Raw genomic sequence first — 26489 nt, 5'->3', positions numbered from 1 at the left:
AATGCTGCTATGCAGCAAACGCAGAACACACATGCGCCGGTGGGTGTTGTGAAGTGTTTTCATTCTGCCTAATTGCACAGCGCACCGCCGGATTATCCGGCTTTTCTTTATTCAAGGATGGCTCCAATGGCTGTTTACTATAATACCCCAACCACCTACGGCACCGCCGCAGCTGTTAACCGCTTTTTCGCGCATCTTGGCGACGTTGTCGGCAGCATCATCAAATGGAACGACGCACGTGTCACACGCAACGCCCTGTCCGCGCTGTCCGACCGTGAACTCGATGATATCGGTCTGGTCCGTGGCGACATCGAACGCGTCGCAATGAACCACTTCATCCGCTAAGGGTCGATGTTTCATAGCGCCCAAGGGGCTGCCAACCCAAAGCACAAGCCACGCACATCTGAATGATCTGCGTGGCTTCATTTATTCTACGACAGTGAAATATGACGTGCAGGCCACCGTCCCGCAGCACCCCTATCCGCGAAAGACGGGCCCCAGCTTACGGGCAAGCGTTTGCGTCACCGGATCGACCTGCAAAACCCAAGCCCCCGCCTGTTCGATCACGGTGCCCTGCGCCAAACTGTCCAGCCTGCTATCATAAGCCGTGGGGCCAATCGCCGCCAGAACGAACCCTTTGAAGCAGACGAACAGGACCACCAACGCGACCAGTAATTTGGTCGGCACCCGCAGGCCGCGCCGCGCCGGCCGCGCGACAACCAACCCGTCGGCGCGGATTGTAGTGTAATAGCCCCGCGCGAGCTTGACGTTCTTACTCTCTAAACTCTTTACGCGTGTCCCAAATTGTTGACGAGCATCAACCATGGCAGCCTCTAGTCGCTAAAGGCCCCCACCTCTCGCAAGATCATAATAAAGCAAGAATGTGTCAAATTCTCTGCATTTCGACCTTGTTCGTGGCGAAAAGTGACAAAGATTATGGCATTTTCTGGACAGTCAGCGTGGTCCAGTCACCAATCACCTCTCGGTTGACAAGATTGATGCCGGATTGCGCATAAACCTCGATCACGTCATCCGCCTGTTCGTTTAAAATGCCAGATAGAATCGCATAGCCCTCGGGGGCCAGCGCCTCGGCCATATCGGGGGCAAGTGCGACCAACGGCCCTTTCAGGATGTTGGCGAATACCAGATCGAAGGGCGCGCGCGATGCCAGTTCGGGATGGTCAAACCCCGCGGCCTCGACGCAGATCAAACGGTCGGCCAGATTATTCGCGGCCGCATTGGCGCGGGCGACGTCGACGGCAACCTCGTCGATGTCGCTGGCCAACACGGGGTTCGGCCAGATGCGCGCGGCTGCCATCGCCAGCACCGCAGTACCGCAGCCGATGTCTGCCACGTTCTGCCCGACCATGCCGCCGTTCGCCAAACGGTCCAACGCGCGCAAGCAGCCCAATGTGGTGCCGTGGTGCCCGGTGCCAAAGGCCATTGCCGCCTCGATCAACAACGGTTCGCAGTCTTCGGGCACCTTGTCCGCGTCATGGCTGCCGTAAACAAAGAACCGCCCTGCCTCGACCGGCGACAGTTCGCGGCGCACATGGGCGACCCAATCGGTTTCCGGCAGCTCTGACACGACAAATTCCTTCGCCCCCATAGAGGCCGCCAGCACCGCCAGCGCTGTCTCATCCGGGCTTTCCTCGAAATAGCCGCCGACTTCCCACAGGCCCGAGCCGTCTTCCATCTCGAAAACGCCGACACCGGTGGGTTCCGGCACCAGCCGCTCCATCGCCTCGCCCAAAGCATAGGCGGGCTTGCGTCCTTCAAGGGTCGTCAAAGCTGTGAATGTTGGCATGGGAAACTCCGTCAGGATCGCCGATATCGCCGCGCGACATCCGGCTTTGTCAGGGGGTGCTACTCGGCCGGGGCCGGCAGCGGATTGGAAAAGATCGTCTCGTGGCCCGGCACGGGATGGCGCGGGATCATCAGCGACAGCAACAGCGACACCAGCGCCATCCCCGCCGCAAGGAAAAACACCGCCGCGGGCGAGATCAGCCACAGCAGCCCCAGCCCCACAGGCAGGAACACCGCCGCGATGTGATTGATGGTAAAGGCCACCGCCGCCGTCGGCGCAATGTCGGCAGGGTCGGCAATCTTCTGAAAATAGGTCTTGAGCGCGAGCGCCAGCGCAAAGAACATGTGATCCAGCACATAAAGCGTCGCGGCCACCACTACGCCCCAGCCCAGATAATAGACGCCGCCATAGGCCAGAAACACGATGATCAGCCCGATGTATTCAAAGCTCAGCGTGCGGCGCTCGCCAAAGAAGCCGACTGCACGGCCCATCAGCGGGGCAAAGATCATATTGGCGATCAGGTTGATCAGATAGAGCAGGGTGATTTCATGCACATCAAACCCAAAGCGTTCGACCATCATGAAGCCCGCAAAAACGACAAAGATCTGCCGCCGCGCGCCAGACATGAATTGCAGCGCATAATACAGCCAGTACCGCTTGCGCAGCACCATCTTCTTGACCTGCGGTGTCGGGGCCTCGAACTGCGGATAGGCCAGCAGCGCCACTAGCGCGATCACCGCCGTCACCCCGCCGCCAATCAGATAGACGATGTTATAGGACAGCGACAAGGTATCCCACAGCGCCATGATCGCCAGATAGGCCATCAGCGTCGCCGCCGACCCCGCTGCCATCAGCCAGCCAATCATGCGGGGCGCGTCCTCGATCTTGAGCCACTGCAACTGCAGCGACTGGTTCACCGTCTCGTAATAGTGAAACCCGATAGAGCTGAGCATTGTGATCGTCAGGATACCGCCCATCGACGGGAACCACGCGGTCAGCGCCGTCGCCACCCCCAGCAGCACCAGTGATACCAACCCCAATACCTGTTCGCGCACGAACAGGATAATCGCGATCACGCCGACCGCCAGAAAGCCCGGTATCTCGCGCACCGTATGCAGCAAGCCGATGTCCGATCCGTCGAACCCGGCGACCTCAATCACAAAGTTATTCAGCAGCGCCGACCATGTGTTGAAGGCAATGGGCATCGCCAGCGCCATCAGGAACAGCAGCGCCACAGGGCGGCGCCAGAACGGTTGATGCTTGGCATCTTCAAGGGTCACATATTGGGTCATGGGCAATTCCTTACCCCCGTTCCCGCCCCTTGACGAGATCAAATCACCCGCCTCACGCGCATGCTCCGCGCAACCGCAGCTTCCAAATGGCCCGAAATCCTCGCCGAAGGCCCTTGCCCCGCAGGGGCAAGCGCGTCTCACCGCTAATAAAAACTCTGCGGGTCGATATCGACGGCGATGCGCACATCATTCTTCAACCGCAGCTGTGCGACCCATTTCGCCAATGCCTCTTGCAAGGGGGCGGCCTTTTCGGCCTTGACCAGCAGCCGCACGCGATGCCGCCCGCGCACCCGTGCGATTGGCGCGGGCGCGGGCCCATAGACCTGCGCGCCCACGGCCCGCAGCGGCGCATCCTGTCGCGCCAGCTGGTTGCCCGCATCAAACAGCGCGGCCACATCGGGGCCGCTCAGGATGATGCCCGCCATCCGGCCATAGGGCGGCACGCCGGCGTGGCGGCGCTCTCCGGCTTCGGCTTTCCAGAACCCTTCCTCATCCCCTGCCAGAATGGCGCGGATCACCGGGTGATCCGGCTGAAAGGTCTGCAACAGCGCGGTGCCCGGAGCCTCGGCCCGTCCGGCGCGCCCCGCCACCTGCCGCATCAACTGATAGGTTCGTTCTGCCGCGCGCAGGTCCGATCCCATCAGCCCCAAGTCCGCGTCAATGACCCCCACCAGTGTGAGGTTGGGAAAATTGTGCCCCTTCGCAACCAGCTGCGTGCCGATGATGATATCCGCCGCCCCATCAGCGATCCCCGCGATCTCGGCCTTGAGCGCGCGGGCCGAACCGTACATGTCCGAGCTTAGCGTCGCGACCCGCGCCTCGGGCCAAAGGGCGGCGGCTTCTTCGCCCAGACGTTCCACCCCCGGCCCTACGGCGGCCAGCTTGCCTTCGACCTCGCACGAGGGGCAGACCTCAGGCATGGGCTTGCTTTCGCCGCATTGGTGGCAGACCAGCCGTTTGAGGTAGCGGTGTTCGACCATCCGCGCATCGCAATGATCGCAGCCGATCTGATGCCCGCAGGCGCGGCATAGGGTCACCGGCGCATAGCCGCGGCGGTTGATGAACAGCATCGCCTGCTCGCCCCGTTCCAGCCGCTTGTCGACCTCGACCTTCAACGTGGGTGACACCCATTTATCGCTCGGCAGGCCTTCGCTGCGCATGTCGATCGCGCCCATCGTCGGCATCACCGCCGGCCCAAAGCGCGATGTCAGCTCGACCCGCGTATATTTGCCCGCCTCGGCGTTGGCCCAGCTTTCCAACGACGGTGTCGCGGAGGCCAGAACCACCTGCGCCCCGCAAATCGACGCCCGCAGCACGGCCATGTCACGGGCGTTATACAGCACGCCTTCTTCCTGCTTGTACGAGGTGTCATGTTCCTCGTCGACGACGATCAGACCAAGGTTCTGGAACGGCAAAAACAGCGCCGACCGCGCACCGATCACCACCTGAGCCTGTCCCTGCCCGACCATTTTCCAGATGCGACGCCGCTCTGTCATCGTGGCACCCGAATGCCATTCCGCAGGCTTTGCGCCAAACCGCGCCTGCACACGGTGCAAGAACTGTTCGGTCAGCGCGATTTCTGGCAGCAGCACCAAAGCCTGCCTGCCGGATTTCAGCGCAGCGGCGACGGCCTCCAGATAGACTTCGGTCTTGCCCGATCCGGTCACGCCCCGCAGCAAGGTGGTGCCGTATGTGCCCGAGGCCACCCCCGCCGCCAGCAGCGCCGAGGCCGAGGCCTGATCATCCGTCAATTCTTTGCTGGGCAAGCTGGGGTCCATGCGCATGAACGGCAAATCGCGCGGGCTGTCCTGTTCCAGCACTGCGCCCTGGGTCACCAGCCCCTTGATCACCGACGCCGTCACCCCCGACATCTCGGCCAGTTCCTTGAGCGTGAACGAAAGGTCGCCATACTCCGCCAGAGTTTCCAACACGCGACGGCGCGCGTCGGTCATCCGGTCAGGCTCCCCCTCGCCGCGTCGGTAAATCTTGCGCATCGACGGCGGGTCGCCCAGCCCCGGCGCACGCGTCGCCAGCCGCAGCATCGCGGGCATCGGCGTCAGCGTATATGCGGCGGCACGGGTCAGAAAACTGCGCAGTTCTTTGCGCATGGGGGCCGCATCGAGCACGCGGATCACCGACCGTATCTTGGACAGCTCGTAATCCCCCTGCCCAGCGCCCCAGACGACACCGATCACCTTGCGCGGACCCAAAGGCACTTCGACGAAGGCCCCCATATGGCAGCCACCTTCGGGCGCTTTGTAATCCAGCGCACGGCCCAGCGGCTGGGTGGTCATCACGGCCACCAGCTCATTTGCATGAAAAAATTCTGGCGGTTTCACCAATCGCTCCGGAACGGGGTTACGGGAATTAGGGTTCCAGCTTGGCGGATGATGCGCTAAAGCCCTAGGCGACAGACATAGCCATTCCTGCTGCCTATTCCAACCTGAAGGACGTAACATGAAATTCTTCGTAGATACCGCCGAAATCGATGCCATCGCCGAGCTGAACGATCTGGGCATGGTAGACGGGGTGACAACAAACCCGTCGCTGATCCTGAAATCCGGCCGCAACATTCTGGAAGTCACGAAAGAGATCTGTGATCTGGTCGACGGCCCTGTCTCTGCCGAAGTTGTCGCGACCAAAGCGGACGACATGATCGCCGAAGGCCGCAAACTGGCCGAGATCGCGGAAAACATCACCGTGAAGCTGCCCCTGACATGGGACGGTCTGAAAGCCTGTAAGGTGCTGTCGGACGAGGGCAAGATGGTTAACGTCACGCTCTGCTTCTCGGCGAACCAGGCATTGATCGCGGCTAAGGCCGGTGCCACCTTCATCTCGCCATTCATCGGGCGTCTGGATGACATCAACCTTGACGGTATGGACCTGATCCAGGACATCCGCACGATCTATGACAACTACGGGTTCGAGACTGAAATCCTCGCCGCGTCGATCCGTACCGTGAACCACGTGCTGGACGCTGCGCGTATCGGTGCCGATGTGATGACCGCCCCGCCAGAAGTGATCAAGAAGCTGGCCGCGCACCCGCTGACCGACAAGGGGCTCGAGACCTTCATGGCCGATTGGGCAAAGACAGGTCAGAACATCCTCTGATCCCGTCTTACGGCGACGACAAAGGGCCACGCGCGTCACAGGCTGCGCGTGCCCACCACGATCTGCATGTGCCCGTAGTTGGCCCATGTCCTCGCAGAAAACCGCAGCAGCTTCGCCCTGCCTCTGCCCCGTCAGTGCGCGGCGAGCGGGCGGTTTGACGCCGAAAAACCAGCCATACGCAAAAAGAAAAAAGCAGATTTAGCCTGACGCGCATGCTATGTCAGTGCCAAATATAAAAAGAGACCCGCATGAGCAGTAACCACAAGATCGAAGATTCCCTTCGGGAAGCGATTATTTCACAGCCCGACGTCATCCTTGACGACAACGACGTGATGCAGGCCCTGATCGCCGCGAATGAACGCGCGATGGGGGGCAATATTGTCGATCTGCGCGGCATCGCCATGGACCGGCTGGAAACCCGTCTGGACCGGCTTGAGGACACGCACCGCAACGTCATCGCCGCGGCCTATGAAAACCTTGCGGGGACCAACCAGATCCACCGCGCGATCCTGCGCATGCTTGACCCTGTGGACTTCGAACCCTTCCTCAAGGATCTCGGGGGCGAGGTTGCCGACATCCTGCGGGTCGACGCTGTGCGGCTGGTGCTGGAATCTGCCGAGAATGACGATGATCCCGCGATCAAACGCTTGGGCGATGTGCTGAACGTCGCCGAACCGGGGTTTATTGACGACTACCTGTCGCACGGGCGCGGCGGCACGGTGCGTCAGGTGACCCTGCGCGGTGTGCAGCACAGCCCCGAACATATCTACGGCGGCGCGGCGGATTGGATCCGGTCGGAAGCCTGCCTGAAACTGAACTTTGGCGCGGGCCGGTTGCCGGGCCTGCTGATCCTTGGCTCCGAAGACCCGCATATGTTCAGCCCGCAACAGGGCACCGATCTGCTGGGCTTCTTCGCTGGCGTGTTCGAGCGGACGATGCGCCGCTGGCTGTCTTGAGCGGGGCAAACGCGCTTTTGATCAGCCCCGCCGCGCGGGACGCCCTGCAAAGCTGGCTGGATCATCAACGCGCCCTGAAAGGGGCTGCCGAGAACACGCTTACCGCCTATCAGGGGGATCTGGTCGATTTCCTTGCGTTCATGACGCTGCACAAGGGCGACAGCCAAGGCTTGGGCGCGCTGTCAAAGATCACCATCTCGGACATGCGCGCCTGGATGGCGCAGACCCGCAGCGGGGATGTCGGGCCACGGTCGATGGCGCGCAAGCTGTCGGCGGTCAAGGCGTTCTATCGCTGGCTGGCAGAGCGCGAGGGGTTCGAGCCTACCGCGGTGCTGTCGACCAGATCGCCGAAATTTCCCAAAAAGCTGCCCCGCCCCTTGGCGATTGATGCCGCTCAGGCGATGATCGACAGCGTGGAAATGCAGTCGCGTCACGCCTGGGTGGCCGCGCGGGATGTGGCGGTCCTGACCCTGCTGTGGGGGTGCGGGCTGCGGATATCCGAAGCGCTTGGCCTCAAGGGGGCCGACGCGCCCCTGCCCGAGGTGCTGCGCATCATCGGCAAGGGCGGTAAGGAACGGGTGGTGCCCGTGCTCCCTGCGGCGCGCGATGCCGTGGATGCCTATCTGCGCGTCTGCCCCTTTGGGAAGGAACGGGATGCGCCGCTGTTTCGCGCAATGCGCGGTGGGCCTTTGGCAGCGCGGGCGATATCGCAGGTGATGGCGGATGCACGGATGCAGCTTGGCCTGCCTGCCAGCGCCACACCCCACGCACTGCGCCACAGCTTTGCCACGCATCTGCTGGATGCGGGGGGCGATCTGCGTGCGATCCAAGAGCTTTTGGGCCATGCCTCGCTCTCGACCACGCAGGCCTATACGGCTGTCGATACCGCGCGTCTGATGGATGTCTATAACCGCGCCCACCCCAAGGCGGGCGGCGGCAGTTAACGGTCCAGCTGGGTGACGAAATCCTGCGCGGCTTTGGTGGGGTCCGCCAGCCCCTGTGCCACACGATCGCTAAGCTCGGTCAACGCCGCCTTTGCCTTGGGCTTTTCCAACTGCGCAAGCAACGCCTGCTTCACCGCCTGTTCAAACCAATAGCGGGCTTGTGCGGCACGGGCATGTTGCCAGAACCCTTCGGCGCGGCGCCATTCGGTCAGCGCTTCTACCTCTGCCCATGCCTCGTCCAGCCCGTTTTCCTCCAGCGCTGACACCATCATCGCCTTGGGAAACCCCTTGGGGTCTTGCGGCCGTTTGCGCAGCAACCGCAGGGCACCGGCGTAATCGGCACAGGTCCGCGACGCGGCGGGTTTCAGATCCCCATCGGCTTTGTTGATCACGATGATATCCGCCATCTCCATAATGCCGCGCTTGACGCCTTGCAGCTCGTCCCCGCCCGCGGGGGCTAGCAACAGCATGAAAACATCGGACATCTCTGCCACTACCGTCTCTGACTGGCCGACGCCGACCGTTTCGATCAGCACCACGTCAAAACCTGCGGCCTCGCACAGGGTCACCGCCTCGCGGGTGCGGCGGGCTACGCCGCCCAGATGCGTCTGGCTGGGCGACGGGCGGATGAAAGCATCGCGTTCGCGCGACAAGAGGTCCATCCGCGTCTTATCCCCCAAGATCGACCCGCCCGAACGCGAAGAGGACGGATCAATCGCCAGCACCGCGACCTTGAGCCCGCGCCCGATCAGCATCATGCCGAAGCTTTCGATAAAGGTGGATTTCCCCACACCCGGCGTCCCCGACAACCCGATCCGCAGCGCCTCGCGCCCCTTGGGCAGCGCGGCAAGCAGCTCTGTCGCCTGCGCACGGTGATCCTCGCGACCGGATTCGATCAAAGTGATCCCCCGCGCCAGCGCGCGGCGCTCCCCTGCTGCGATACCCTTTGCCAGATCGTCGATGTTCATAGGTTCTGCCCCTCACGCCTTTGGCCCATGTTTCGATCCCGGCGGCGCAAATGTCCAGACCGCAGGCCGGGTCTTGGCCCCGCGCCGGGTTTCGCCCATAACCACGCGTATGGCTTTTACCCTTCCCATTGATGACGTGATGCCGCAGGTGATCAGCGCGCTGCGCGACCAGGGCCGTGTTGTGCTGCAAGCGCCCCCCGGTGCAGGCAAGACCACACGCGTGCCGCTGGCGATGTTGGACGCGGGGCTGACCAACGGCCGCATCCTCATGCTGGAACCGCGCCGCCTTGCCGCGCGTGCAGCTGCCGAACGCATGGCTGCGACCTTGGGCGAAGAACCGGGGCAAACCGTGGGCTTTCGCGTCCGCGGTGCCAGCGCCGTCAGCAAATCCACCCGTATCGAGGTCGTGACCGAGGGCATTCTGACCCGCATGCTGCAAGACGACCCCGACCTGCCCGGTGTCGGCGCGGTGATCTTTGACGAATTCCACGAAAGATCCCTGAACGCGGATCTGGGCCTCGCGCTTTGCCTGGAGGTGGCCGAAGCGCTGCGCGATGACCTGTTGATCGTCGCCATGTCCGCCACGCTGGACGCCGCCCCCGTCGCCGCACTGATGCAGGCACCGGTGGTCACCTCCGAAGGGCGCAGCTTTCCGGTGACACCCCATTGGCTGGACCGGCCCGTAGGCAAACAACGGTTCGAGCAGGCAGTCGCTGATCTGGTGTTACACGCGCTGGATACCGCCCCCGGATCGGCGCTGGTGTTCCTGCCCGGCGAAGGTGAAATCCGACGGGTCGAAAGCGCGCTGGCGGGACGGCTGCCCGCCGATTGCACGCTCGCCCCGCTGTTCGGAGCGATGGACTTCAAAGCGCAGCGCGCTGCGATTGCACCGGCCAAAACAGGCCGCAAGGTCGTGCTCGCGACTTCTATCGCGGAAACCTCGCTGACCATCGAAGGGGTGCAGATCGTGGTGGACGGGGGCCGCGCGCGACGGGCGCAGTTCGATCCGTCCTCGGGTATGTCGCGGCTGATCACCGACCGCGTAACCCGCGCCGAAGCGACGCAGCGCGCGGGCCGTGCCGGGCGTGTGTCGGAAGGCACTGCGTTCAAACTCTGGACCCGCGGCGAGGAAGGCGCGCTGGCCGCCTACCCCCCCGCCGAGATCGAGGCCGGCGATCTATGCGCCTTCGCGTTAGAGCTGGCAGTCTGGGGGGCGCAGGCCGATGACCTTAAGTTCGTGACCCCGCCCCATGCAGGCCGTCTGGCCGAAGCACAGGCCGTGCTGCACATGCTGGGGGCGCTGGATGCGACGGGTCGGATCACAGAGCATGGCCGCAGCTTGGCGAAGATGCCGCTGCATCCCCGTCTGGCGCATATGGTCGCCAAAGGCGGGCGCAGCGCCCCGACGCTGGCCGCGATCCTGTCGGAGCGTGACCCCTTGCGCGGCGGCTCTGTCGATCTGGCGCTGCGGCTTGATGCGGTCGCGGGCAAGCGCGTCCCGGCCGAGGTCAACCACGCTGCCCTTTCACGCATCAAGCAAGACGCCAAACGGCTGGCCAGAGGGCAAACCGGTGACGGCCCCGATACGCTGGGGGTGCTGGCGGCACTTGCCTACCCCGACAGGGTGGCACTGCGGCGCAAGGGCGACGCCCCGCGATACGTTATGTCGGGCGGCAAAGGCGCGATCCTGCCCGAGAGTGATCCGCTGGCGGGGGAACGTTTGCTGGTGGCGACCGATCTTGACGGCGACCCGCGAGAAGCACGCATTCGCCAAGCCGCGCGCCTGTCCGACAGCGATCTGCGTGAAAGCTTCGCGGATCAAATCGGATGGCATAAACTCTGCGTCTGGTCCCGCCGCGAGGGCCGCGTGCTGGCGCGGCAGCAGGAACGTTTTGGCGCATTGGTGCTGGACGACAGGGCGTGGTCCGACGCCCCTGCGGAAGACATCGCGCAGGCCATGCTCGACGGGGTGCGGCAGCTGGGTCTGATGCCCGGCAAAGCGGCGGCGCTGTTTCTGGCGCGGGCGCGGCTGATGGGCGATGATTTCCCCGATTTCAACGAGGATCACCTGCTTGAGACCTTGGAGGATTGGTTGCCCGGTCATCTGACAGGTGTCCGCAGCACCGCCGACTGGAAGGCGTTTGACCTGCTGCCTGCCCTGACCGCGCGGCTGAGCTGGGACGACCAGCAAGCGCTTGATCGTGCCGCGCCTGCGCATTTCACCACGCCGCTGGGGCGCAAGATCGCAATTGATTATAGCGAAACGCAGCCCCAGATCGCCCTGCGTCTGCAAGAGGTCTTTGGCACCACCCGTCACCCCATGATCGCAGGGCAGCCCTTGCAGATCACGCTGCTGTCCCCCGCGCAGCGACCCGTGCAGGTGACCACCGATCTGCCGGGGTTCTGGGCCGGATCCTATGCCGATGTGCGCAAGGACATGCGCGCCCGCTATCCGCGCCACCCTTGGCCCGAAGACCCGACGCAGGCCGATCCGACGCTACGGGCCAAACCCCGCGGCACCTGAGCCCCGACGGTGTTGCGCAGCGTGCCCTGCGAGTACCAGTAATCCGCCCGCAATCGCCCAGTTCTTGACAAAGATCGACATCTGCCACGGGTCATCAGGGATGAAGTGGAAGATGCTCGTTGCCATGCAATAAAGCGCGAGTGTTGCGCTCATCGGGGCGAGCCAGAGACCGAAGATGAGGCTCATCGCCGCCACCCCGTTGAACAGCATCGCGGGCCAGACGAGGAACACGGGCAATCCGCGATCCGACAGCAAACCCTGCGCCGCTGCAGGGTCCACGAGCTTTTGCACAAATCCCGCGACGAAAAGGGCCGCCAAAAGCAGGCGGCCCGTGTAAATCGCAATCCTCTCAACCCGCTGCATCAGGCGGCGGCGGGCTTAAAGGTCATCGCCAACCCGTTAATACAGTGGCGTTTGCCCGTGGGTGCAGGACCATCATCGAACACATGGCCCAGATGGCCGCCGCAGCGGTCGCAATGCACCTCGGTCCGCGTGGTAAAGAAACCCTTGTCCGGCATGGTTTCGACAGCATCGTCCAGCGGGGCGAAGAAGCTTGGCCAGCCGGTGCCGCTTTTGAACTTGGTCTCGGAGCTATAAAGCGCCTGATCACAACCCTTGCAATGGAACACGCCTTTGCGGACCTCATCGTTTAGCGGGCTGGTAAATGCGCGTTCGGTATCCCCTTCGCGCAGGACGGCATATGCGTCATCGCCCAGTTGCGCGCGCCATTCGGCAGGGGTGCGGCTGACTTCAAAGTCGCCCTGTGCCACGGTTCCGGCCTGCGCCGCCGCGCCTACGCCAAACGGCAAGGCCGCCATCGTCATCGTTGTGCATTTCAGGAAATTCCGGCGTTTCATAATGCCCCCTTAAGGTTGCGGTACTGCGGATAGATTGGATGTCTGTTGAAAGGGCCGCCGGACGTCGCGCGTGGCGCTGACATCCGGCGGTACTCGTTACAAGGCACGCGAGGTGCCGATACTGGATAAACCCGTTGGCGGAATGCATGGTTCCACGCCAACAAACTCGTTACCAAACCGCGCCAAAAACACGGCACGGTCCCTCAGCGGCATGGGCTTGCAACCAGTGTCGGCCTGAGTTGTGGAGATACACGGAAGTAGAAAACGAGAAGTTTCACCGAAAACGCAAAAAACCGAAGTTTTTATTAAACTTTCTCAAATACCGTTAAGAAACAACGACTTCGCCCACATGAAAGCGGACGAAGTCTTTGTTTGAATAGTCAGCGATCCCGATAAAACCCGGATTACAGTTCAGACATAGCCCCTGCGGCCAGGACATCGCCCGTAGGTGCCCCCGTGGGCGAGCCGCCGATAGGTTCATCCGAAATCGCCAGCGTGATCTGCGCCGCCTGGCTGCGCAGCTCTGCCGGAACAAGAATCCGCGCCGTCTCGCTGTCGGGCAGAACGCCCAAGGAAACCGGAGCCTGATCGGGCAGGATCGCCCAAAGTTCTAGCACACGCCCCTCGTTCGCGGCGCCCGAAACGCGGCGCAGCGCGATCTCGTGCTTGATCGGTTCGACCACGGCCAACACTTGCAACGGGCTGGTGTCGCTGACCAGCTGTGCGGCCAGAACGGTCGGTTGATCGCCGCCCGGACGTGTGTTGATCTCAAGCAGTTGCACGCCAAGGTAGCCCGCAAACAGCAGCGATGCCATCGCCATCCCCTGCCAGAGCCACAAACGTTGCAGGATCGAAACCCGCTGCTTGGGGAAGACCTGCGCCATCAGCTTTTTCTTCACGCGCGCGGGCGGCGAGACGGGGTCGATCCCGTCGGTCATGGCCGTCAGGCGTTCCTGCCAGAACACAACGCGATCAGCAAAATCACGTTCAGTCGCGACACGGCGACGCGCTGCGATCATATCGTCGTCAGACGACAGGCCTAGCACCATTTCGGCGGCCAGAAGATCATCATCATGGGGTGTTTCGGGCGTTTGGGTCATTGGCTCATACACTCCCGCAGGGCGATCAGGCCACGGCGCAGCCAGGTTCGCATCGTATTCAGCGGCACGCCGAAGCGTTCAGCCAGATCGGAATAGGTCTCGCCATCCAGATAGGCACCCCGAATGGCTTTGCCACGGTCTTCTTCCAGCGTATCAAGACAGCCCGACAGGCGCGACGCCTCTGACGAGGCAACGGCGTATTGTTCGGGCGTGGGACCGGGGGAGACAAGTTCAAAACCGGGCGTATTCACGTCCTGATGGCCTTTTTTGCGGGCCCGCAGACGGTCGATAGAGGTATTTCGCGCAATGGTGATCAGCCACGTCATCGGGCTCAGGCCATTGGCATTATACTTATCGGCATTGTTCCAGATTTTGACGAAACTGTCTTGCATGGCGTCCTCTGCTGCGGCGCGTTTGTTCAACACACGCAGACAAACCCCGAAAAGTTTCGCAGAAACACGATCATAGAGCTGGTCAAACGCCGCGCGGTCTTTCAACGCGACACGGGCAATCAAGTTTTCGATTTCTTGTCGGTCCATTTGCACGGGCCTTTTCTCCACCTGAACGGGTTTCCAGCGTTACACCGAAACCTACGGCACTCACTACATTTGTCCAGCAAAGCGTTGTCATTGGACGGTTTTGTGTAACCCAGGCGCATCGCGTTGGCCAATGGGTAATATATCGGGCGGCAAGCGGGCGCGGAAATGGCCCCCCGCGTTCACAAGCTATGGACGGGGGCCGGTGTTGCGCGTTTAGTCGTGGCAGGGCTGCCCTGTTGTACACCGCTGCACGGCATCCCGTCTGTCAGGCCCCTATGTGGCCCATATGTGGAAGGAGTATCGCGATGCCGCAGCCCAATCACAGCACCTATGACGTTGTCATTATCGGTGGCGCGATCTTTGGATCGTCGGTCGCATGGTGGCTGACCCAGATGGCCGGTTTTGACGGCAAGGTTCTGGTGGTCGAACGTGACCCCACCTATGAATACGCCGCCACCAGCCATACCAACAGTTGCATCCGCCAGCAGTTCAGCTCGGCCATCAACGTGAAGGTGTCGCAGTTCGGGGCCGAGTTTATCAAGAACTTCCGCCGGTTTATGGGCGATGATCCAGAAGTGCCGCATCTCGCGCTGCAAAGCTTTGGCTATCTCTACCTCGCGGACACGCCCGAGTTTGCGCAGACGCTGCAACAGAACCAGCAGATACAGGTGGCACTGGGGGCGGGCACGCAACACATGACCGCCGCCGAGGTCGCTGCCGCTTACCCGTTCTATCAGCTTGATGACATCATTGCCGCCAACCACAACCGTGTGGATGAAGGCTATTTCGACGGCGGCACCATGTTTGACTGGTTCAAACGCATGGCTCGCCGCAACGGAGTGGAATACCTGCACGACGAAGTGACCGCGATGACCAAAGCCGCCGATGGCACATCCGTCACCCATGTCACGCTGAAATCCGGCGCAACGGTGGCCTGCGGGACGGTGGTCAACGCCTCTGGCCCGCGGGCGGCCGCGACGGCGGGCATGGCCGGCATCACCCTCCCGGTCGAGCCGCGCAAACGCTATACCTTTGTGTTCGATGCCGCGAAACCGCTGGACCGCGATCTGCCGCTGACAATCGACCCGTCCGGCGTGCATTTCAGGACCGAAGGGAAATACTACATGGCGGGCTGCCCCCCGCGCGAAGATCCTGCGGTCGCCTATGACGACTTTGCCTTTGACCACAGCCTGTGGGAGGACAAGGTGTGGCCCGCCATCGCCACCCGCGTCCCGCAGTTCGATCAGGTCAAGGTGATCAACGAATGGGTCGGGCACTACGATTACAACACGCTGGACCAGAACGCGATTGTCGGGCCGCACAGTGTGGTCGAGAATTTTCTGTGCCTGAACGGGTTTTCCGGTCACGGGCTGCAACAGGCACCCGCCCTTGGCCGTGGCATCGCCGAGTGGATCGCTTACGGTGCATATCGCACGTTGGACCTAAGCCCCTACGCCTACCGCCGGATCGAGGAAAACCAATCGTTGATTGAAAAGGCGGTGATTTGATCCCCCTGCCCCGATGACATACCCATGCCAGGCAACACCCCTTTGTGCGGGCGCGCAGCTTTGCTTGGCCTCGCAAAACGATAGTGGAAGGAAAACGACATGATGAAGAAACTGGTTCTGACGGGGGCCGCAGGGCGGCTTGGGTCCTACCTGCGTGAACCCCTGTCCAAAATGTGCCAAGAACTGGTCAGCACCGACATCGTCGATGACATCGGCAAGCTCTATGAAGGCGAAAGCTACGCCAAGGCCGATGTCGCCGTCTATGACCAGATCGCGCCGCTGCTGGAGGGTGCCGATATGGTTGTCCACTTCGGTGCCATCGTCGACGAAAAACCCTTCGAAGAACTGCTGGGCCCGAATTTCGTCGGATCTTACAACGTGTGGGAAGCCGCCTATCAGCACGGGCTTCAACGGGTCGTTTATGCTTCGTCCATCCACGCTGTGGGCATGCACAAGAAGTCCGACTTCATCGGCATCGACGCGCCCCACAAGCCCGATACATTCTACGGCCTCGCCAAATGCTTTAGCGAAGACCTTGCGTCCATGTATTGGGACAAACGCGGGCTAGAGGCCGTGTGCCTGCGCATCCTCAGCTGCGCGCAGGTCAACAACACCCGCGCCTTGGGATCGTGGCTGTCCTATGACGATCTGATCCAGCTGGTCACCCGCGCCATCGATACGCCATCGGTCGGCTTCAGCGTGGTCTACGGCGTGTCCAATAACGACCGCGCGCCGGTGGACAATGCCAAAGCGTCCTTCCTCGGCTATCGCCCGAAAGACAACGCAGAGCAGTTCGCCGAGAAGATCCTTGCCGAAGCACCACCGGTCGATCTGAAAGACCCCGGCCAGATGCACCACGGTGGCCCCTTTGCCGCGGTCGACCTCGGCGAAAGCGGCGTGGCGTCGATGAACATCGTCAACGACAAGAAAACCACCTGATGCCTTGAGGGCGGGGCGGGGCTTCACCCCCGCCCCCCATGTTTCACGTGACGCGATGTTTGGAATGGCACCCGCCTTGCCAGCCGGCGCGACAGGTGCGCCCGCGGCTCACAATTCGATGCGGATATCGTGGATCCACAGTTTTGGCGGCCGCGAGAGCACAAAGACCACCACATCAGCCAGATCGTCGGGCTCGGTAAAGATATGGTTGGGCACATCCTCCCCCGCCTTCGAGAACATCCCCGTGTTCGTCCCCGACTGGTAAACTCCGCCCACGCGCACGCCGGTGTTTTCCTCGTCCGCTTTCAGCACCTCGGTAAAGCCACGCACCCCGTATTTCGTGGCGGTATAGACAGATTGCCCGGCCTGCGCGACGACGCCGGACTTGGAAACGACATTCAGAATGATCCCCTCGTCATTCGCCCGCAGCGCCGGAATTGCGGCTTGCGTGATCTGCATCAAGCCCGTCAGGTTGGTCTGCACGGTCGCCTGCAAAAGCTGCGGCGGGATCTCATCCAGCGGACCGGTTTTGTGCCAGATGCCCGCATTGTTGATCAGAATATCCAGCCCGCCAAAGGCGGCTGTCACCTGCTCCACCGCCCCGCTGATCGCATCCGGGTTCTGGATATCACAAGGAATGCCGATCGCTTCGCTGGCTCCAGCGGCGATACATTCAGCCTCTACCCCAGCCAGCCGGTCAGCATCGCGCCCCAGAATGGCCAGACGCGTCCCTACTGCCGCGAGTTTAAGGCAAATATGCCGCCCGATACCATCACTGCCACCAGTGACGATAATACGCTTGTTCTTTAATTCCATGATCCGCTCCTGAGTATTACACCCCCTCTACCCCACCTCCTTTCCTCGCGAAAGCATGGGCGCAAGGTTTGCAAAAGGCGGGTGGCGGCGAAACTGTCGGAGGGGAAAGCCAAGCGCAACGTCGCGCCCCATCTCGGGCCGCGCAACACCTGATCAAGTATGTAGAAAATGTCGAGGTGTATGGCGGAGACGAAGGGATTCGAACCCTCGAGACCCTTCCGGGCCTACTCCCTTAGCAGGGGAGCGCCTTCGACCACTCGGCCACGTCTCCGTCGACGCGTATATCCAAGAAAACGCATGGGGCACAAGCGGTAATCTCAGAAAATACCGGGAATGTCGGGATCGCGGGGATAGCGGAGGATATCGGGGGCGGGATACTGCTTGCGGCGCTATGCGCGCGGCGCGGGCCGGGGGCATCCGTGGGCCGAGGGGGGAGGCGGGCAGAGAAGTGGCGCGATGGCAGCGGGAGGGGCCGCTCGCGCGCCAGATCGGCGGGCCGCCTGGAAAGCGGCCCGCCGGATTGGATCAGGTGTTGAACAGGAAGTGCAGCACGTCGCCGTCTTTGACGGTGTAGCTTTTGCCCTCGGCGCGCATCTTGCCGGCTTCCTTGGCGGGGCCTTCACCGCCCAAGGCCACGAAATCGTCATAGGCGATGGTTTCGGCGCGGATGAAGCCTTTTTCAAAATCACCGTGGATCACGCCTGCGGCTTTCGGCGCAGAGGTGCCAGCCTTGATCGTCCAGGCGCGGGCCTCTTTCGGGCCGACGGTGAAGTATGTCTCAAGGTGCAGCAGCTCGTAGCCCGCGCGGATCAACCGATCAAGCCCGGCTTCCTCTAGCCCCATCTCGTCCAGAAACATACTGGCCTCTTCGGGCTCCAGCTGGCTGATTTCTTCCTCGATCTGGGCAGAGATCACGACATGGCTATTGCCCTGCGCCGCGGCCATTTCCGCGACTTTGGCAGAAAGGGCATTGCCCTCGGCCGCTTCGGACTCACCGACGTTGCAGACATAAAGCACCGGCTTGGTCGTCAGCAATTGCAGCATGCGCCAGGCTTTTGCATCATCCGCGTCAACCTCGACGGTGCGCGCGGGTTTGCCGTTTTCGATGGCTTCTTGCGCGGCGGCCAACAGGCGGTCCTGCTGCGCTGCGTCTTTATCGTTGCCCTTGATCTTGCGGACCAGACCGGCGCGGCGTTTTTCGATGCTTTCCAGATCGGCAAGCATCAGTTCTGTATCGATGGTCTCGGCGTCGGCCACGGGGTCCACGCGCCCTTCGACGTGGGTCACATCGCCGTCTTCGAAGCAGCGCAGCACATGGGCGATCGCGTCCGTCTCGCGGATATTGGCCAGGAACTGGTTGCCGAGGCCTTCCCCTTTGGACGCGCCTTTGACCAAGCCTGCGATATCCACAAAGGTCATCCGCGTCGGGATGATCTGCTTGGAGCCCGCAATCGCGGCGAGTTTATCAAGGCGCGAATCCGGCACCGCGACTTCACCGACGTTCGGTTCGATTGTGCAGAACGGAAAATTGGCCGCCTGCGCTGCCGCTGTTTTGGTCAGCGCGTTGAAGAGGGTCGACTTGCCGACATTCGGCAGACCCACGATTCCCATCTTAAAGCCCATGACAAGCATCCTTTATAAGTTGGCGTTGTCCTAGGGATTTGGCCGCCTTTGCGCAAGTCTTAGCGCAGGCGTCGGTCCTCGTGCGTCTGGTAAATCAGGATCCATGCGAGCACGATGAACATCGGATGGGTCAACCCGCCCGAAAAGATCACGGCCGGAATCCAGATCAGGAAGACGATAATCGCCGTGAAGATCCGTCCTGTCAGCAGGATGGAAAGCGGCGGCAACAGCAGGGCGAGTACATAATTCATGCGATAAATGTAGGCACCGGCGGCGGGATTTAAAGGACTATGTTATGCACACCTGCATAAATCCAACGCCCTTGGCACCTGTTTTTCGGAAAATCGCCCAAGCCCACCGGCGGAGTTGGATTGATTTCCCGTGATATATTCGGCATTGCAGCAGGGTAACGTAAAAAGGCCGCCCTCATGACACGTATCGACGCCAAATTCGCTGACCTCAAATCCCAAGGCAAGAAAGCCTTTGTCGCCTATGTGATGGCAGGCGATCCCGACTTTGACACGTCGCTCGAGGTGGTGCGCGGCCTGCCTGGCGCGGGCGTCGATATTATCGAACTGGGGCTGCCGTTTACCGATCCGATGGCCGATGGCTCTGCCATTCAGCTGGCGGGACAGCGCGCGCTTGAAGGCGGGATGACGCTGGACAAGACGCTGGCGCTTGCCGCGGCGTTCCGCGAACAAGATAACACGACCCCGATCGTGCTGATGGGCTATTACAACCCGATCTATTCCAAAGGCGTGAATAACTTCCTAGAGGCGGCCAAGAAGGCCGGCGTGGACGGGCTGATCGTCGTGGACCTGCCACCGGAAGAAGACGCCGAACTGTGCCTGCCCGCGCAAGCTGCCGGTATGAACTTTATCCGCCTTGCGACCCCTACGACTGATGACAAACGTCTACCGCGGGTTGTGCAGAACACCTCGGGCTTTGTGTATTACGTGTCGATTACCGGCATCACCGGCTCTGCCGAAGCGGATGCGGGCGATGTCGCCCCCGAGGTTGAGCGCATCCAGAAGGCCAGCGGCCTGCCCGTCATTGTCGGGTTCGGTGTGAACACCCCCGCCAAGGCCGAAGCCATTGCAAGCGTTGCTGATGGGGTTGTTGTCGGCTCTGCCATCGTGTCGAAAATCGCGGATGGGCTGCCTGTCGAAGACGTGCTGAGCTTTGTCAAAACCCTGTCGGATGGTGCGCATCGGGCCTGAGCGCCCCGCCCGACGCCCGATGTCGTGGCGTAAAGCAATTGATTTCAACGGGCCGTATTGGTTAGATCATCTGACCAATACATAGGAACTTGCCACCATGCCCGTGATCACCACCATCGACGACCTCAAGCGCCTGCATGAACGCCGCGTGCCGCGGATGTTCTATGACTACGCGGAATCGGGCAGCTGGACAGAGCAGACCTTTCGCGAGAACACGACCGATTTTGAACAGATCCGCCTGCGTCAGCGCGTCGCCGTGGATATGAGCGGGCGCAGCACCAAGACGCAGATGATCGGGCAGGATGTGGCGATGCCTGTGGCACTGGCCCCAGTCGGGCTAACCGGCATGCAGCACGCCGACGGAGAGATCAAAGCCGCCCGCGCCGCCGAAGCCTTTGGCGTGCCCTTCACCCTGTCGACCATGTCCATCAATTCGATCGAGGATGTGGCAGAGGCGACGACGAAACCCTTCTGGTTCCAGCTTTATACCATGCGCGACGAAGACTATGTCGCGCGGCTGATCCAGCGCGCCAAGGATGCCAAATGCTCAGCCCTTGTCATCACGCTTGATCTGCAAATCCTTGGCCAGCGCCACAAGGATCTGAAGAACGGCCTCTCTGCCCCGCCCAAGCTGACCGCCAAAACGCTCGCCAATCTGGCAACCAAATGGAGCTGGGGCATCGGCATGATGGGGGCCAAGCGGCGCAGCTTTGGCAATATCGTGGGCCATGTGCACGGCGTCGACGACACAGCCAACCTCGGCGCATGGACGGCAGAGCAATTCGACCCCACCCTCGATTGGGGCAAGATCGCCAAGCTGAAAGAGCAATGGGGCGGCAAGGTCATCCTCAAGGGTATTCTTGACGCCGACGATGCGCGGATGGCGCTGAAAGTCGGGGCGGATGCGATCATCGTCAGCAACCACGGCGGGCGCCAGCTGGACGGGGCGATCAGCTCTATCCGGGCGCTGCCGTCAATCCTGGAGGCCGTGGGCGACCAGATCGAAGTCCATCTGGACAGTGGAATCAGGTCCGGTCAGGACGTGCTCAAGGCGATGGCGATGGGGGCCAAAGGCACCTATATCGGGCGCGCCTTCATCTACGGGCTTGGCGCGATGGGTCAGGCGGGGGTTACCTCGGCGCTGGAGGTCATCCACAAGGAGCTCGACCTGTCCATGGCGCTTTGCGGTGAAACCTCTGTTGCGGGTTTGGGCAAGCATAACCTGCTTATTCCAAAAGGTTTTGAAGGCGACTGGCAGCCCTGAGGCCGCGCCTTCTTCGCATGATACGCCCGCCTTGGCTGATATGTCAGGGCGGGCGAAAACCCTGCGCGCAGCCCCTGCCCCGCCCCGCATAGGTCGCAAACCAAGGCCAACTTGCGCAAAAGCGGCGTTTTAGTCTTTCCCAAACGCCCAAACCCGTCTATACGCGCGGCTTCACGCGGACATACAGCCTTGGAGGATGTCCGCCCTAAACATATTGGAGATTACAATGGCTGGAGAGATTCCTGATCTTGAAGCTTTCGAACGCACGGGGACAGGCAAGGGCGCCGCTCGTCAGGCACGCCGCGATGGCATGGTTCCTGGTATCGTTTTCGGTGGTGACCTTGATCCGCTGCCGATCAACCTGGACTTTAACAAGCTGCTGACCAAACTGCGCGCAGGCCGCTTCAAGGCGACCCTGTTCAACCTCAAGGTTGAAGGCCAAGAAGACGTCCGCGTCATCTGCCGCGACGTTCAGCGTCACGTTGTTAAAGACCTGCCAACGCACGTCGACCTGATGCGTTTGAAGCGCACCACCAAAATCAACCTCTTCATCCAGGTTGAAGTCGAAGGCGAAGAAGTCAGCCCCGGCCTGAAAAAAGGTGGCGTTCTGACGCTGGTACGTCCCGAAGTTGAACTGGTTGTGACCGCAGGCGATATCCCTGATCACATCACAATCGACGTTTCCGAACTGGAAATCGGTGACAGCCTCACCATCTCGAGCGTGAAGCTGCCAAACGGCACCAAGCCGGTCATCGACCGTGACTTCGTGATCGCGCAGATTTCCGCGCCTTCCGGTCTGGCCAGCCAGGACGATGATGAAGACGAAGATGTTGCAGCAGACGAAGTGCCCGCAACAGAAGTCAAAGAAGACTGATACTGATATATCCGTCGCGCCTGCGGGCGCGGATGGGTCGAGACGGGGTCGCCATGGGCGGCCCCGTTTTTCGTTGGGGCGTTATTTCGTTTGGCCCCACGGTCTGCTATCCTTGGCCAAACAAACGTTTTTATCCACTTGAAGGGGTCCGCATGAAACTGATCGTAGGGCTTGGCAATCCGGGTGCCAAATACGCGGGCAACCGGCATAACATCGGCTTTATGGCGCTGGACCGCATCGCGCAGGACCACGGCTTTGCCGGATGGAAGACCAAGCACAACGGGCTAACGGTCGAAGGGCGTTTTGGCGCGGACCGCGTGGTCTTGCTCAAGCCCGAGACATTCATGAACAACTCTGGTCAGTCGGTGCAATCGGCCATGCGGTTCCACAAGCTTGAACCGGCGGACGTGATCGTTTTGCACGACGAAATCGACCTCGCCCCCGGCAAGGTGAAATGCAAGACCGGCGGCGGGCATGCGGGGCACAATGGCTTGCGGTCGATCCATGCGCATATCGGTCCCGACTATGACCGTGTGCGCCTTGGCGTAGGCCATCCGGGGCATAAGGACGCCGTACCGGGCTATGTCCTGCGCGACTTTGCTAAGGCAGAGCAGGAATGGCTGGACGACGTATTGCGCGGGATCAGCGACGGTGCTGCGGACCTGGCGCGCGGCGATACGGCCAAGTTCATGAACGCCGTGGCCTTGCGTGTTGCCCCGCCACGATCCGGCACGGGCACCAAGAAACCCGCGGGCACTGCGGCCAAAGCTCAAGCCCCTGCGCCAAAGCCCGCGCAGCCGGCCCCAACGCAGCCCAAGGCAGAGCCTGCCCCCCAGACCGACGACCGCAGCGCCATGCAAAAACTGTTGGACCGGTTCAAGTGACACTGCGAGAAGCCTTTGAAGAGCAAGCCGGGCATTGCATCGCACTTGGGTCTCCCTTCATGGGGCAGTTGATGGGCGTGCTGGCGCGGGACTGGCCCGCCGACACAGCCCTTGGCCGTAAATTTGCGGCGCTCAAAGGGGATATCGGCCCGTCGGGCGCGTCCCTTCCCCTGCGCATCGCGGGCGGGCTGCATGCGCTGGTGTTGAAACGCAAAGCGCCTGCGCTGATGGCCGTTTACCCCCCGCACAAGGCGAGCGACCAAGCCCTGTCAGAGGCCGTGCGCGACGCGATCACCACGCATGAAGCCTTCTTGCTTGATTGGACCGACAGCGCGCCGCAAACGAACGAGGTCCGCCGCTCTGCCGCGTTGATCGCCGGGGCCCGCGTCGCGGCGCAGCATTTCAATCTGCCGATCCGCCTGTCCGAACTCGGGGCCAGCGGTGGGCTCAACCTGATGTGGGACCACTTCGTGCTCGAGATCGAGGGGCATCGCTTCGGGTCGAACATGTCCACGATCCTGATGTCGCCTGACTGGACCGGCAAACTGCCACCGGCGATCAACCCGCAGGTCGAAAAACGTCGCGGCGTTGATCTGAACCCGCTGGACCCGACGCGGCCCGACCACCTGTTGCGGCTGATGTCCTATATCTGGGCGGACCAACCCGAACGCCTGACACTGACGCGGACCGCGGCCTCTGTCATGACGGCGCAGGTGCAACGCGGCGATGCGATTGACTGGCTGGCGCGCACCCTGCCCCAATCCCCCGAAGGGTGTCTGCACCTGATCCAGCACACCGTCGCGTGGCAGTATTTTCCCAAAGAGGCGCAGGCCCGTGGCCAAGCGTTGATCGAGGCTGCTGGAAAACGCGCCACGCGCAACCGCCCGCTGGCATGGCTGTCGATGGAGCAGGACGGATCCGGCCTCAAGGGGGCCGCGCTGACGCTCAGGCTCTGGCCCGGTGACATCACCCTGCCCTTGGCGCGGGTCGATTTCCACGGTCGTTGGATCGATTGGACCTACACCGGCTGACGCCAAGTTTATCTGGCACCACCGCAGCCTTCGTGCTTGGGTATCCCCGCATATCAGGGAGGATTTCATGCGCACATTCGGGAAATGGCTGGGCCGTATTTTACTGGCTCTAGTGGTGGCTGTGGTCGTTGTCGGCCTGTGGAAACGCGAAGAGATCACGCGGCTGCTGGCGGTGAACTCGCTCTTTGCCGAAGACAAGATCGTGCATAACTTCAGCCATATGGACGAGGCCTTCCTGTCCAAGCCTCTGTCGCGCGGTGATGGCCCCACGGCAGAGCTTTCTTATGGACCCGAATACGCCCCCTCGGCCCCGGTCAACGACTGGATCGAAGCGCGGGATGTGACGGCATTGGTTGTGCTGAAAGATGGTCAGATTGTCTATGAGAACTACTTTAAAGGCACCCAGCCCGATGATCTGCGGATCAGCTGGTCTGTCGCTAAAAGCTACCTTTCCGCGCTTGTGGGTATCCTGCTGGACGAAGGGGCGATTGCATCGCTTGACGACCCCGTCACGACCTACGCGCCCAAGCTGAAAGGCACCGCCTATGACGGGGCGACGTTGCGCAACGTGCTTAACATGGCCAGCGGGGTTACTTTTGACGAAGATTACCTCGACCCGGATTCCGACATCAACAAGATGGGCCGCGCACTCGCCCTTGGCGGAGAGCTGGACGATTTCACCGCAAGCCTGAAAGATACTTTCACCACGCCCGGCAGCCAGTGGCATTATGTGTCGATCGACACCCATGTCATCGGCATGGTCGTTCGGGGGGCAACAGGCCGGTCCGTCACCGATCTTTTGTCGGAAAAGATCATCACCCCCATGGGGCTGGAGCACGCGCCCTATTACGTGACTGACGGCGCGGGTGTCGCCTTTGTCTTGGGCGGGTTGAACCTGACGACCCGCGATTACGCCCGCATGGGGCAGATGTTCCTGCAAAACGGTCGCTACAACGGTCAGCAGATTGTACCGGCAGACTGGGTCGCCGCCTCTACCGCGCCATCGGCCCCGACGGCAGAGGGGCAGATCGGCTATGGCTATCAGTGGTGGATTCCCCAAGGTGCGACAGAGGGTGAATTCATGGCCCGCGGTGTGTATGGTCAGTATATCTACATCAACCGCGCTGACGGGGTGGTGATCGCGACCAATGCCGCCGACCGCAAGTTCCGCGAGGCCGGGGTCAGCGATCAGAACATCGCCATCTTCCGCCAGATCAGCGCAGCCTTGGGGGGCCCATGACACCTGACGAAAGCATCAATATCCTTGGCGGCCCGCTGGCCGTCTGTGGCAGCGACCCCGTCACGGGCTTTTTCCGCGACGGGTCGTGCAACACCTGTGCCGCCGATCAGGGCAGCCACACGGTCTGCGCGATCATGACGGCCGAGTTTCTGGCCTATTCCAAATATGTCGGCAACGACCTCAGCACACCGCGCCCCGAATTCGGCTTTGCCGGACTGTCGGCGGGCGATCCGTGGTGTCTTTGTGCGGGGCGTTTCTTGCAAGCGGCGGACGAGGGCTGCGCGCCAAAGGTGCATCTTGAGGCAACCCATCAGCGCGCCTTGGATATCGTGCCGCTGAATATCCTGCAGGCCCATGCCCTGCGCCCTAACGGCGGGGCAGACTGATGCTGCGCCTGACTGCTGCCCTGACTGCTGTCTTGACCGCAGTGCTCTGCACCGCCCCAGCCATCGCCCAAGACGCCCTGCGCCCGCAAGAGCAGCTTCGCCTCGACCGGTTCGAGGCCACGGCGGGCGATGCCCTGCTGCAAGCGTTCCAAAGCGGCAGCGCGGATGATCTGGCCGCTCTGTCGCGCGCCTTGTCCGGCACACCGCAGGTTGCCTTTGACGAGGGGCTGGCAGGCGATTGGTCCTGCCGCACGATGAAACTGGGCGGCCTGCCCGCGCTGGTGGTCTATAGCCCGTTCAAATGCCGCCTGACCTTTCAGGGCAACGGGTATCTGTTTGAAAAGCTCAGCGGGTCGCAGCGCACCACGGGGGTCATCACGCTGCGAGACGGGCGTGCGGTCTATGCTGGCGTTGGCTATGTCGCGGGAGAGGTACCGCCCGCTTACGACGCCCTGCCACCCGGTTTTGCCGGTGATGGCACGATGCAACCCGATGTCGCGGTGTTCGAACGTGTCAGCAACCAGCGGGCGCGGCTGATGTTTCCCGCGCCGGTGGTCGAAAGCGACTTTGATATCCTAGAGCTGACCCGATAGGGCCAGCGCCAAA

Annotated in this window: 27 protein-coding genes and 1 tRNA gene; 15 read left to right on the top strand and 13 right to left on the bottom strand. The window is 61.8% G+C overall.

Annotated elements, in window-relative coordinates:
- The first annotated feature begins 126 nt into the window (after positions 1 to 126).
- Positions 127 to 345: a DUF1127 domain-containing protein gene (locus tag ACTRWK_RS08275; protein ID WP_005851636.1), complete on the top strand. Its 219-nt coding sequence runs from the start codon at positions 127 to 129 to the stop codon at positions 343 to 345.
- 132 nt (positions 346 to 477) lie between these two features.
- Here ACTRWK_RS08275 and ACTRWK_RS08270 read toward each other — a convergent pair whose 3' ends face one another.
- The 4 genes from ACTRWK_RS08270 to ACTRWK_RS08255 form a co-directional block, all read right to left on the bottom strand.
- Positions 478 to 825 carry a hypothetical protein gene (locus ACTRWK_RS08270; RefSeq protein ID WP_286699363.1) on the bottom strand — a complete coding sequence of 116 codons (348 nt, stop codon included), beginning with the start codon at positions 823 to 825 and terminating at the stop codon, positions 478 to 480.
- A gap of 109 nt (positions 826 to 934) precedes the next feature.
- Positions 935 to 1807 carry a 50S ribosomal protein L11 methyltransferase gene (locus ACTRWK_RS08265; RefSeq protein WP_009826104.1) on the bottom strand — a complete coding sequence of 291 codons (873 nt, stop codon included), beginning with the start codon at positions 1805 to 1807 and terminating at the stop codon, positions 935 to 937.
- A gap of 59 nt (positions 1808 to 1866) precedes the next feature.
- A complete protein-coding gene (locus ACTRWK_RS08260; protein ID WP_037943310.1) occupies positions 1867 to 3099 on the bottom strand; it encodes an MFS transporter in 1233 nt (410 codons plus the stop codon).
- Positions 3100 to 3242: 143 nt separating this feature from the next.
- Positions 3243 to 5438 carry a primosomal protein N' gene (locus ACTRWK_RS08255; RefSeq protein WP_462843873.1) on the bottom strand — a complete coding sequence of 732 codons (2196 nt, stop codon included), beginning with the start codon at positions 5436 to 5438 and terminating at the stop codon, positions 3243 to 3245.
- Between the two features lie 118 nt (positions 5439 to 5556).
- Between ACTRWK_RS08255 and fsa the strand changes: the two genes are divergently transcribed.
- From fsa to ACTRWK_RS08240, 3 genes are all read left to right on the top strand, one after another.
- Positions 5557 to 6210, top strand: a complete 654-nt coding sequence (gene fsa / locus ACTRWK_RS08250) for a fructose-6-phosphate aldolase (RefSeq protein ID WP_009826101.1) — start codon at positions 5557 to 5559, stop codon at positions 6208 to 6210.
- A gap of 248 nt (positions 6211 to 6458) precedes the next feature.
- Positions 6459 to 7166, top strand: a complete 708-nt coding sequence (locus ACTRWK_RS08245) for a DUF484 family protein (RefSeq protein ID WP_005851624.1) — start codon at positions 6459 to 6461, stop codon at positions 7164 to 7166.
- Complete coding sequence (locus ACTRWK_RS08240; protein WP_289080574.1) at positions 7163 to 8110, top strand: tyrosine recombinase XerC; 948 nt, start codon at positions 7163 to 7165, stop codon at positions 8108 to 8110. The genes ACTRWK_RS08245 and ACTRWK_RS08240 overlap by 4 nt, the downstream gene beginning before the upstream one ends.
- Here ACTRWK_RS08240 and meaB read toward each other — a convergent pair.
- The gene (meaB, locus tag ACTRWK_RS08235) at positions 8107 to 9078 is read right to left on the bottom strand and encodes a methylmalonyl Co-A mutase-associated GTPase MeaB (protein ID WP_005851619.1); all 972 of its coding nucleotides are present in this window, start codon (positions 9076 to 9078) and stop codon (positions 8107 to 8109) included. The genes ACTRWK_RS08240 and meaB overlap by 4 nt on opposite strands.
- Positions 9079 to 9187: 109 nt before the next feature.
- Here meaB and hrpB point away from each other — a divergent pair, with 109 nt between their 5' ends.
- The gene (gene hrpB / locus ACTRWK_RS08230; protein ID WP_289081412.1) at positions 9188 to 11602 is read left to right on the top strand and encodes an ATP-dependent helicase HrpB; all 2415 of its coding nucleotides are present in this window, start codon (positions 9188 to 9190) and stop codon (positions 11600 to 11602) included.
- On the opposite strand, the gene ACTRWK_RS08225 is transcribed toward hrpB, so the two are convergent.
- From ACTRWK_RS08225 to ACTRWK_RS08210, 4 genes are all read right to left on the bottom strand, one after another.
- Entirely contained in the window at positions 11576 to 11965 is a 390-nt protein-coding gene (locus ACTRWK_RS08225; RefSeq protein WP_289081413.1) for a DoxX family protein, read from the bottom strand. The genes hrpB and ACTRWK_RS08225 overlap by 27 nt on opposite strands.
- Positions 11965 to 12459, bottom strand: a complete 495-nt coding sequence (msrB, locus tag ACTRWK_RS08220; RefSeq protein ID WP_243251253.1) for a peptide-methionine (R)-S-oxide reductase MsrB — start codon at positions 12457 to 12459, stop codon at positions 11965 to 11967. The genes ACTRWK_RS08225 and msrB overlap by 1 nt, the downstream gene beginning before the upstream one ends.
- A gap of 404 nt (positions 12460 to 12863) precedes the next feature.
- Complete coding sequence (locus ACTRWK_RS08215; RefSeq protein ID WP_289081414.1) at positions 12864 to 13559, bottom strand: anti-sigma factor; 696 nt, start codon at positions 13557 to 13559, stop codon at positions 12864 to 12866.
- Positions 13556 to 14098 carry a sigma-70 family RNA polymerase sigma factor gene (locus ACTRWK_RS08210; protein WP_005851609.1) on the bottom strand — a complete coding sequence of 181 codons (543 nt, stop codon included), beginning with the start codon at positions 14096 to 14098 and terminating at the stop codon, positions 13556 to 13558. Before ACTRWK_RS08210 ends, ACTRWK_RS08215 begins: the two co-directional genes overlap by 4 nt.
- 305 nt (positions 14099 to 14403) lie before the next feature.
- On the opposite strand from ACTRWK_RS08210, the gene ACTRWK_RS08205 reads away from it, so the two are divergent.
- Together ACTRWK_RS08205 and ACTRWK_RS08200 are read left to right on the top strand one after the other, a co-directional pair.
- Positions 14404 to 15606 (top strand): NAD(P)/FAD-dependent oxidoreductase, encoded by a 1203-nt coding sequence (locus ACTRWK_RS08205; protein ID WP_005851607.1) that lies wholly within the window; start codon positions 14404 to 14406, stop codon positions 15604 to 15606.
- Between the two features lie 102 nt (positions 15607 to 15708).
- The gene (locus ACTRWK_RS08200; protein WP_064216193.1) at positions 15709 to 16545 is read left to right on the top strand and encodes an NAD-dependent epimerase/dehydratase family protein; all 837 of its coding nucleotides are present in this window, start codon (positions 15709 to 15711) and stop codon (positions 16543 to 16545) included.
- 108 nt (positions 16546 to 16653) lie between these two features.
- Here ACTRWK_RS08200 and ACTRWK_RS08195 read toward each other — a convergent pair whose 3' ends face one another.
- The 4 genes from ACTRWK_RS08195 to ACTRWK_RS08180 form a co-directional block, all read right to left on the bottom strand.
- Positions 16654 to 17361, bottom strand: coding sequence for an SDR family oxidoreductase (locus ACTRWK_RS08195; RefSeq protein ID WP_289081415.1), 708 nt, complete (start codon positions 17359 to 17361; stop codon positions 16654 to 16656).
- A gap of 181 nt (positions 17362 to 17542) precedes the next feature.
- Positions 17543 to 17632 (bottom strand) — tRNA-Ser (locus ACTRWK_RS08190).
- Between the two features lie 254 nt (positions 17633 to 17886).
- Entirely contained in the window at positions 17887 to 18984 is a 1098-nt protein-coding gene (ychF, locus tag ACTRWK_RS08185) for a redox-regulated ATPase YchF (protein WP_005851601.1), read from the bottom strand.
- Between the two features lie 59 nt (positions 18985 to 19043).
- Positions 19044 to 19235 carry a hypothetical protein gene (locus ACTRWK_RS08180; protein WP_005851599.1) on the bottom strand — a complete coding sequence of 64 codons (192 nt, stop codon included), beginning with the start codon at positions 19233 to 19235 and terminating at the stop codon, positions 19044 to 19046.
- Positions 19236 to 19412: 177 nt separating this feature from the next.
- On the opposite strand from ACTRWK_RS08180, the gene trpA reads away from it, so the two are divergent.
- The 8 genes from trpA (at position 19413) to ACTRWK_RS08140 (ending at position 26476) form a co-directional block, all read left to right on the top strand.
- On the top strand, positions 19413 to 20204 hold the full coding sequence (gene trpA, locus ACTRWK_RS08175) for a tryptophan synthase subunit alpha (protein ID WP_037943294.1): 792 nt from the start codon (positions 19413 to 19415) through the stop codon (positions 20202 to 20204).
- Positions 20205 to 20301: 97 nt separating this feature from the next.
- Positions 20302 to 21468 carry an alpha-hydroxy acid oxidase gene (locus tag ACTRWK_RS08170; protein WP_009826077.1) on the top strand — a complete coding sequence of 389 codons (1167 nt, stop codon included), beginning with the start codon at positions 20302 to 20304 and terminating at the stop codon, positions 21466 to 21468.
- A gap of 226 nt (positions 21469 to 21694) precedes the next feature.
- Positions 21695 to 22342 carry a 50S ribosomal protein L25/general stress protein Ctc gene (locus ACTRWK_RS08165; RefSeq protein WP_005851594.1) on the top strand — a complete coding sequence of 216 codons (648 nt, stop codon included), beginning with the start codon at positions 21695 to 21697 and terminating at the stop codon, positions 22340 to 22342.
- Positions 22343 to 22494: 152 nt separating this feature from the next.
- Positions 22495 to 23226: an aminoacyl-tRNA hydrolase gene (pth, locus tag ACTRWK_RS08160; protein WP_289081416.1), complete on the top strand. Its 732-nt coding sequence runs from the start codon at positions 22495 to 22497 to the stop codon at positions 23224 to 23226.
- Positions 23223 to 24257, top strand: coding sequence for a DUF2332 domain-containing protein (locus ACTRWK_RS08155; RefSeq protein WP_289081417.1), 1035 nt, complete (start codon positions 23223 to 23225; stop codon positions 24255 to 24257). The genes pth and ACTRWK_RS08155 overlap by 4 nt, the downstream gene beginning before the upstream one ends.
- 67 nt (positions 24258 to 24324) lie before the next feature.
- On the top strand, positions 24325 to 25497 hold the full coding sequence (locus tag ACTRWK_RS08150) for a serine hydrolase domain-containing protein (RefSeq protein ID WP_289081418.1): 1173 nt from the start codon (positions 24325 to 24327) through the stop codon (positions 25495 to 25497).
- Complete coding sequence (locus ACTRWK_RS08145) at positions 25494 to 25883, top strand: DUF2237 family protein (protein ID WP_005851586.1); 390 nt, start codon at positions 25494 to 25496, stop codon at positions 25881 to 25883. Before ACTRWK_RS08150 ends, ACTRWK_RS08145 begins: the two co-directional genes overlap by 4 nt.
- Positions 25883 to 26476: a DUF4893 domain-containing protein gene (locus ACTRWK_RS08140; RefSeq protein ID WP_289081419.1), complete on the top strand. Its 594-nt coding sequence runs from the start codon at positions 25883 to 25885 to the stop codon at positions 26474 to 26476. Before ACTRWK_RS08145 ends, ACTRWK_RS08140 begins: the two co-directional genes overlap by 1 nt.
- Positions 26477 to 26489: the final 13 nt, after the last annotated feature.

This window comes from Sulfitobacter sp. G5_S2_6_S6 (assembly GCF_054968505.1).
This window is presented reverse-complemented; position numbering and strand designations above follow the sequence as displayed.